The organism is Bergeriella denitrificans NBRC 102155 (assembly GCF_001592185.1).
Classification (GTDB): domain Bacteria; phylum Pseudomonadota; class Gammaproteobacteria; order Burkholderiales; family Neisseriaceae; genus Neisseria; species Neisseria denitrificans.
In genome coordinates, this window is record NZ_BCWL01000117.1 from 1 (window position 1) to 6,744 (window position 6,744).

At 60.7% G+C, this 6,744-nt stretch carries 8 protein-coding genes; 6 read left to right on the forward strand and 2 right to left on the reverse strand.

The genetic code is table 11. The annotated features are described in order from the left end of the window. The first annotated feature begins 126 nt into the window (after positions 1–126). Positions 127–1,023, forward strand: coding sequence for an EamA family transporter RarD (gene rarD, locus BDE01S_RS07070; RefSeq protein ID WP_066079342.1), 897 nt, complete (start codon positions 127–129; stop codon positions 1,021–1,023). A gap of 71 nt (positions 1,024–1,094) precedes the next feature. Here rarD and ispH read toward each other — a convergent pair whose 3' ends face one another. Both ispH and lspA read right to left on the reverse strand, forming a co-directional pair. Further along, positions 1,095–2,063, reverse strand: coding sequence for a 4-hydroxy-3-methylbut-2-enyl diphosphate reductase (gene ispH, locus BDE01S_RS07075; protein ID WP_066079345.1), 969 nt, complete (start codon positions 2,061–2,063; stop codon positions 1,095–1,097). Between the two features lie 49 nt (positions 2,064–2,112). Then, positions 2,113–2,613: a signal peptidase II gene (lspA, locus tag BDE01S_RS07080; RefSeq protein ID WP_066079349.1), complete on the reverse strand. Its 501-nt coding sequence runs from the start codon at positions 2,611–2,613 to the stop codon at positions 2,113–2,115. 184 nt (positions 2,614–2,797) lie between these two features. Between lspA and aat the strand changes: the two genes are divergently transcribed. From aat to BDE01S_RS07105, 5 genes are all read left to right on the forward strand, one after another. Then, entirely contained in the window at positions 2,798–3,511 is a 714-nt protein-coding gene (gene aat / locus BDE01S_RS07085; RefSeq protein ID WP_066079352.1) for a leucyl/phenylalanyl-tRNA--protein transferase, read from the forward strand. 74 nt (positions 3,512–3,585) lie between these two features. Then, positions 3,586–4,491 (forward strand): DNA adenine methylase, encoded by a 906-nt coding sequence (locus BDE01S_RS07090; RefSeq protein ID WP_066079357.1) that lies wholly within the window; start codon positions 3,586–3,588, stop codon positions 4,489–4,491. 170 nt (positions 4,492–4,661) lie between these two features. Continuing rightward, positions 4,662–5,339 (forward strand): tRNA (adenosine(37)-N6)-threonylcarbamoyltransferase complex dimerization subunit type 1 TsaB, encoded by a 678-nt coding sequence (tsaB, locus tag BDE01S_RS07095; protein WP_066079359.1) that lies wholly within the window; start codon positions 4,662–4,664, stop codon positions 5,337–5,339. Beyond that, positions 5,336–5,779, forward strand: a complete 444-nt coding sequence (rimI, locus tag BDE01S_RS07100; RefSeq protein ID WP_066079362.1) for a ribosomal protein S18-alanine N-acetyltransferase — start codon at positions 5,336–5,338, stop codon at positions 5,777–5,779. Before tsaB ends, rimI begins: the two co-directional genes overlap by 4 nt. Continuing rightward, positions 5,773–6,561: a uracil-DNA glycosylase family protein gene (locus BDE01S_RS07105; protein WP_066079366.1), complete on the forward strand. Its 789-nt coding sequence runs from the start codon at positions 5,773–5,775 to the stop codon at positions 6,559–6,561. Before rimI ends, BDE01S_RS07105 begins: the two co-directional genes overlap by 7 nt. Positions 6,562–6,744: the final 183 nt, after the last annotated feature.

A 6,744-nucleotide genomic window follows, 5' to 3' on the forward strand; every position in this document is an offset into this window, starting at 1 on the left:
TATCATAAAACAAAATGCTGTTTTATGAAAAATAAAAACCATTAATCGTATAAAAATGAGAAATTATTTCACCGCTTTTCTTTAAAATAATCCCGTTATCTCAGTTATCCGCAAAGGCCGTCTGAAATGTCCGCTACCGCCAAAGGCGTATCCGCCGCCGTTCTTTCCAATGCCCTGTTTGCCGTTTTGTTTCTCTACGGCGGCTGGATGCAGCCTATGGGCGGCACGGATATTTTCGCCTGGCGCATGGTTTCCATGCTGCTGGCTTTGTGCGGACTGATCGGCCTGACGGGCGGTTGGCGGCAGGTATGGAATTTTCTGCGCACGATGCGGGCAGACGGCAAGCTGCGGATGACGGTGTGGCTGACCACGCCGATACTGGCGAGCCAGCTGTGGCTGTTTATGTGGGCGCCGGTGAACGGCGAAGGTTTGAACGTGGCGATGGGCTATTTCCTGTTTCCGCTGGCCATGATGCTGGCGGGGCGGCTGTGGTTCGGCGACCGTTTGAACGCGCTGCAGAAAGCGGCGGTCGGGCTGGCCTGTTTGGGCGTGGCGGCGGAGCTGTGGCGCACGGGGGCGTTTTCGTGGGCGACGGTGTGGGTGTTCGGCACTTATCCGGTGTATTACCTGCTGCGGCGCAAAGCGGGCGTGCCGTCTTTAATCGGGCTGCTGCTGGATTTAGCCGTTATCGCGCCCTGTATGCTGGTTTATCTGCTGACGGTATCCGACAGCCTGACGCTGCTGGCGGCGCAACCATCGCTGTGGTGGTTTGTCGCCTTGCTGGGGCTCAACAGCGCAGTGGCGATGTATTTGAATTTGCAGGCCAACGCGCTGCTGCCGGTCACGCTGTTCGGAATGTTGAGCTATTTGGAGCCGGTTTTGCTGTTTGCCGTTTCGCTGCTGTGGCTGGGCGAGCAGCCCGAAGCGGGCGCGCTGTGGAGCTACGGGCTGATTTGGGCGGGCTTGTGCGTGATGCTGGCCGACGGTGCGTTGAAGATGCGGATGAAACGTTCGACACGATAAAAAAAGCCGTCTGAAAATCTGTGCGGATTTTCAGACGGCCTTTTTGCTGCAAACCGTTTATTTCACCGGCCTCAGCCTTTTTTCAATTCCTGCTTGTTTTCGCCCTCGCGGCGCAATTCTTTCGGCAGCACAAACACAATGCTTTCTTCCACACCCGCACCTTCGCGTATGGTTTCGTGTCCCCAGCCCTGAATGGTCTGCAACACTTCCTGCACCAATACTTCTGGGGCAGACGCACCGGCGGTCACGCCGACTTTCTGCTTGCCGGCAAACCACGCTTGTTGCAGATAGCCCGCGTTGTCCACCATATAGGCATCCACGCCGCGCAGCGCGGCGACTTCGCGCAGGCGGTTGCTGTTGGACGAATTGGGCGAGCCGACCACAATCACGATGTCACACTCCTCCGCCAACGCTTTCACGGCAGTTTGGCGGTTGGTGGTGGCGTAGCAGATGTCTTCTTTGTGCGGATTGCGGATATTGGGGAAACGCGCGTTCAGGGCTTCGATGATGTCTTTGGTTTCGTCCACCGAGAGCGTGGTTTGGCTCACATACGCCAGCTTGTCGGGATTGTTCACTTGCAGCGCGGCCACGTCTTCCACCACTTCCACCAGCAGCATCTGCCCCGGCGGCAGCTGCCCCATCGTGCCTTCCACTTCCACATGGCCTTTATGGCCGATCATGATGATTTGGTAGCCCTGCTCGTTGAGGCGGGCGACTTCTTTATGCACTTTCGTCACCAGCGGGCAGGTGGCGTCGAACACGCGAAACCCGCGCTCGGCGGCTTCGGCCTGCACTGCCTTGGAGACGCCGTGCGCCGAATACACCAGCGTGGCGCCGGGCGGCACTTCCGACAGCTCTTCAATGAATACCGCGCCTTTGTCGCGCAGGTTATCCACCACAAATTTATTGTGTACGACTTCGTGGCGCACATAAATCGGCGCGCCGAATTCTTCCAGCGCGCGCTCGACGATGCTGATGGCGCGGTCCACACCCGCGCAGAAGCCGCGCGGATTGGCGAGAATGATGGTTTTTTCGTTCATATTCAGATTCAGTGTGTGTACGGAAAATGGCAGCGGCAGCCGCCCGTTTTCAGACGGCCTTTTTCGCCTGCGCGTCTTTTTTGTGGGTAAAACCGTCAATCACCAGCAATACCGCGCCCACGCAGATAAAGCTGTCGGCGATATTGAAGGCGGGGTAATACCAATCCTGCCAGTAAAACAGCAGAAAATCCACCACATGGCCGTAAGCCAAGCGGTCAATCACATTGCCGATGGCGCCGCCGATAATCATGGCCGCGCCGATTTTGCCCCAGCGTGCGAAATCACCGCGTGCAATCGAGCGCCACAGATACACGCTGATGACCACGGCCAGGCCGAGGAAAAAATATTTCTGCCAGCCGCCCTGGTCGGCCAGAAAGCTGAACGCCGCGCCGGGGTTGTACACCAGCGTCAAATCGAAAAACGACGGAATAATATTGACGCGTTCGTAATCCCGAAACGTCGCCAGCACCGCCAGCTTGCTGATTTGGTCGAGCGCCACCGCCGCAACCGCCAGCAGCAGATAAGGTATTTTGGAAGAAGGTGCAGACATATTCGCCCAGCCCGTAAACAAAAGCCTTATTCTACCCGAAAGCCTTATCCGCACAAAGCCGCCTGCCGCCCGCTATGGTAAAATTATCGTGAATTCCAATAAAAAATCGACAGCATCGGCGGCGCCATAGCTGTTTGCACCCAAACACAACCGCCCGATGAGTTAACCCTCTTTCCCGCCCTTTATGAACATTCCCTTCCTGCCGCCCGGCGACTACCGTTTTCCCGACCCCGCCTACGCGTTGGCCGAATGCGACGGCCTGGTCGGCGTCAGCGCCGATATGGACACGCAGCGGCTGCTTTCCGCCTACCGCGCCGGCATTTTCCCTTGGTACAGCCATCAGGGTTATATTTATTGGTTTGCCACCGCACCGCGCACCGTGCTCCACCCCGAAAAGCTGCACATCGGCCGCTCGCTCGCCAAAACCCTGCGCCGCACGCCTTACCGCGTCAGCGTCAACCGCGCTTTTGCCGACGTGGTTGCCGCCTGCGCCGCCGTGCCGCGCCCCGGGCAGGACGGCTCGTGGATTGCGCCTGAATTTCAGACGGCCTATACCGCGCTACACCGCTTGGGCTACGCGCATTCCTTTGAATGCTGGCTGCCCTCGCCGGACGGGGACATATTGGCCGGCGGCTTTTACGGCGTGCAAATCGGGCGCGTGTTTTACGGCGAATCCATGTTTGCCCGCCGGCCCGACGCTTCCAAAACCGCTTTCGCCCGCGCCGTGCCCTATCTGGCCGGATGCGGCATCGAATTAATCGACTGCCAGCAGGATACCGACCACCTGCGCCGCTTCGGTTCGGAAACCGTGGATTTCCGCGATTTTCAGACGGCCTTGCAGCGTTTGAACAACCAAGCATTGGATACGCCTGTCGCACAGGCCGCATGGCTGGATTGAGCCGACCGCGCATTTCCGCACATAATCGGTTTTCGCGTAAAATATGCCTTTATTGCCTTACGAAACGACCCGCCATGTCTTTTATCGCCAGCCCGCTCAACTACATCGGCGGCAAATACAAGCTCTTAAACCAAATCATGCCGCTCTTGCCGCCCTCCGCCTGCTTTCTGGATTTATTCTGCGGCGGCGGTAATGTCGGCATCAACGCCCGGGCAGACACAGTCATCTTTAACGATAAAAACGCCGAGCTGATTGCGCTGCTCGACTATCTGCGGCAGCACCCCGCCGACGACATCGCCGCCGGCGTGTTTTCCGCCATCGAGCGTTTCGGCCTGAGCGATTCCGCCCGCCACGGCTACGCCCACTACGGTTGCGACAGCAGTAAAGGCTTGGGCAGCCGCAACAAAGAAGCCTTTTTGGCACTGCGCCGCGCCTACAACGAAAGCCGCGACACTGCGCTGCTTTACGCGCTGGTGATTTTTTCCTTCAACAACCAAATCCGCTTCAACCGCCAAGGCGAATTCAACCTGCCCGTGGGCAAGCGCGATTTCAATGTCCGCATGCAGGAAAAACTCCAACGCTTCTGCGCGCGCCTGGGCGAAATCGACGCCGTATTCCGCACCGACGACTTCCGCCGCATCGATTTATCCGCCCTACCGCCGGACACGCTGGTTTACTGCGACCCGCCCTATCTGATTACGCTGGCCGGCTACAACGAGCAAGGCGGTTGGACGGAGCAGGACGAGCGGGACTTGCTGGATTTTCTCGACCGCTGCCACGCGCACGGCCTGAAATTCGCCCTGTCCAACGTATTGCAGGCCAAAAACCGGGAAAACACCCTGCTGGCCGAATGGCTGGGCGCACGCGGCTACCGCTGCCATTTTCTCGACAAAAACTATGCCAACAGCAATTACCAGCGCAAAGAGCGGCAATCCGTGTCCACCGAAGTGCTGATTACCAACTACGCACCGCCCGCCTGAGCCGCGCCGTTTTCAGACGGCCGCAATACCCGAAAGCCGTCTGAACAGCCCGCCTGAGCATACCCGCAGCGGATTTCCCCGCAGCGGTGTGCCAGCCGCTATAATCAGGTTTTGCCGCATATGGCCGAACACGCGCTGAGGCCGTCTGAAAAATATATAAAGAAAACGCCATGTCCTTTCAAACCGACCGACCGATATTAGCCATCGACACCAGCACATCCAGCCTGTCCCTCGCCCTGCGCGCCGACGGGCAAACCCTGCTGCACCACAGCGAAGCGGGCACGCGCCAATCTGCGCTGATTCTGCCGCATATCCGCGCCCTGTTTGCCGAAGCGGGCGTCGGCGCCGCCGATTTGGGCGCGATTGTCTATGCCCAAGGGCCGGGCGCGTTTACCGGCCTGCGTATCGGCACCGGCGTGGCGCAGGGGTTGGCCGCGCCGTTTGCCACGCCGCTGGTCGGCATTCCCTGCCTGGACGCCGCCGCCTACCTGCGCCCCGGCCGCAGCGGCGTGTTGGCCGCCACCGATGCCCGCATGGACGAAGTGTTTTACGCCTGGTTCGACACCGCCGCCCACCGCCGCTTGACCCCCTACCGCGTCGGCGCGGCGGCCGACATCGCCCTGCCCGACGGCGCGGCATTTTCAGACGGCATCGGCAACGCTTTTGCGCTGGCCGACAAGCCGCCGTTTGACGGATGCGCCGATATGCCCACTGCCGCCGATTATCTGACGCTGGCCTTGAGCGGCCGCTATCCCGCTGCACCCGCCGCGCAGGCCGAGCTGCTGTATGTGCGCGACAAAGTCGCCCTGACGGCCAAAGAGCAGGCCGAACAGAAAGCGCCGCGATGAACATCCGCCCCGCCCAAGCTACCGACTGCGCCGCCCTGGCCGCACTGGATGCCCGCTGCAACCCGTCGCCGTGGTCGGCCGCGCAGTTTGCCGCCGCCTTAGACGGCCGCTTCGAGCGCGTTTTTCTGGCCGAATATTCAGACGGCCTGTGCGGCTTGATTGTTTGGCAGAGCGTGTGCGGCGAATCGGAGCTGCACCTGCTGGCCACCGCGCCCGAATACCGCCGCCGCGGCATCGCCTCCGGCCTGCTCGAATACTGGCAGCAGGCCGCCGCCGATGAAGCCTGCACCCGGCTGTTTTTAGAAGTACGCGCCGGCAACGAAGCCGCGCAGGCGCTGTACCGCAAATACGGTTTCCAACCATGCGGCCGCCGCACCGCCTATTACACCCTGCCCGACGGCGGGCGCGAAGATGCCGTTTTGATGGAGCAATCATGTTAAGCAGCCGCTACCTCCACCTGCACGAAGCCCTGGGGCTGGGCCCGATGTGGCTGAACCGAAACGCCGTGTTCCGCCCGCAGCAGGTGCCAAACCCCGCGCCGCAGCCCGAAGCCGCGCTCAAGCCCGAAGCCGCGCTCAAGCCCGTTGCCCGCGCCGTCCAATCCGCCGCCGCACCAGCACCCGCAGCCGAAGCCACTGCATCGCGTCTGGCCGCCGTGCAGGCTGCTGCCGCGCATAAAAAAAGCCCCGCCCAAGCCGCCACGCCCCAAGCCGCCGCACGGCAGGCAGAAGCCGCAGACAGCGCACGCGCGGCCTTAGCCGAAAGCCTGCACACCAGCTGGCATACCGACATCAGGCCGTCTGAAATCATGGTTGCCAGCATTTGCCCCGCCACCGAAGACGGCTTGGCCGGGCAGCTTTTCAGCGGCAGCGTCGGCACGCTGCTCGACAATATGCTGGCCGCCGTCGGCCTGCAGCCGCAACAGGCGCACAAAACCTGCTGGGTCAAATCCGCGCCCGTATTCACCCCCACGCCCGATGCCGCCCAAATCGCCGCCGCCCTGCCGCAGATGCAGCAGGAATTGGCCGCCACCCGCGCCCGCGCCGTATTGTTTTTAGGGCAGTTTTTCGAAGCGCCGCAGCAGGCGAAAACGCTGCAGCAATTGTGCGGCGACACCCCCTATTTCATCATCCCCCACCCCGCCCGCCTGCTGCGCCAGCCGCAGCTCAAAGCCCAAGCCTGGGCAGAACTGAAAAAACTCAAACGCCTGCTGGCGGCCTAACGCCGCGCGGTTTCGCAGCCGCGTAACCGCACGACAAAGCAGACAAAGTACACAACAGCCTGTCCGCCGCGCGCTGTGGGCAAATGAAAAGCCGTCTGAAAAATGTAGATTTTTCAGACGGCTATATCAATGCTTCAGGCGGCTGAGCGCAGCAGCGGTAGGTCGGGCACTTTTGCCCGACAG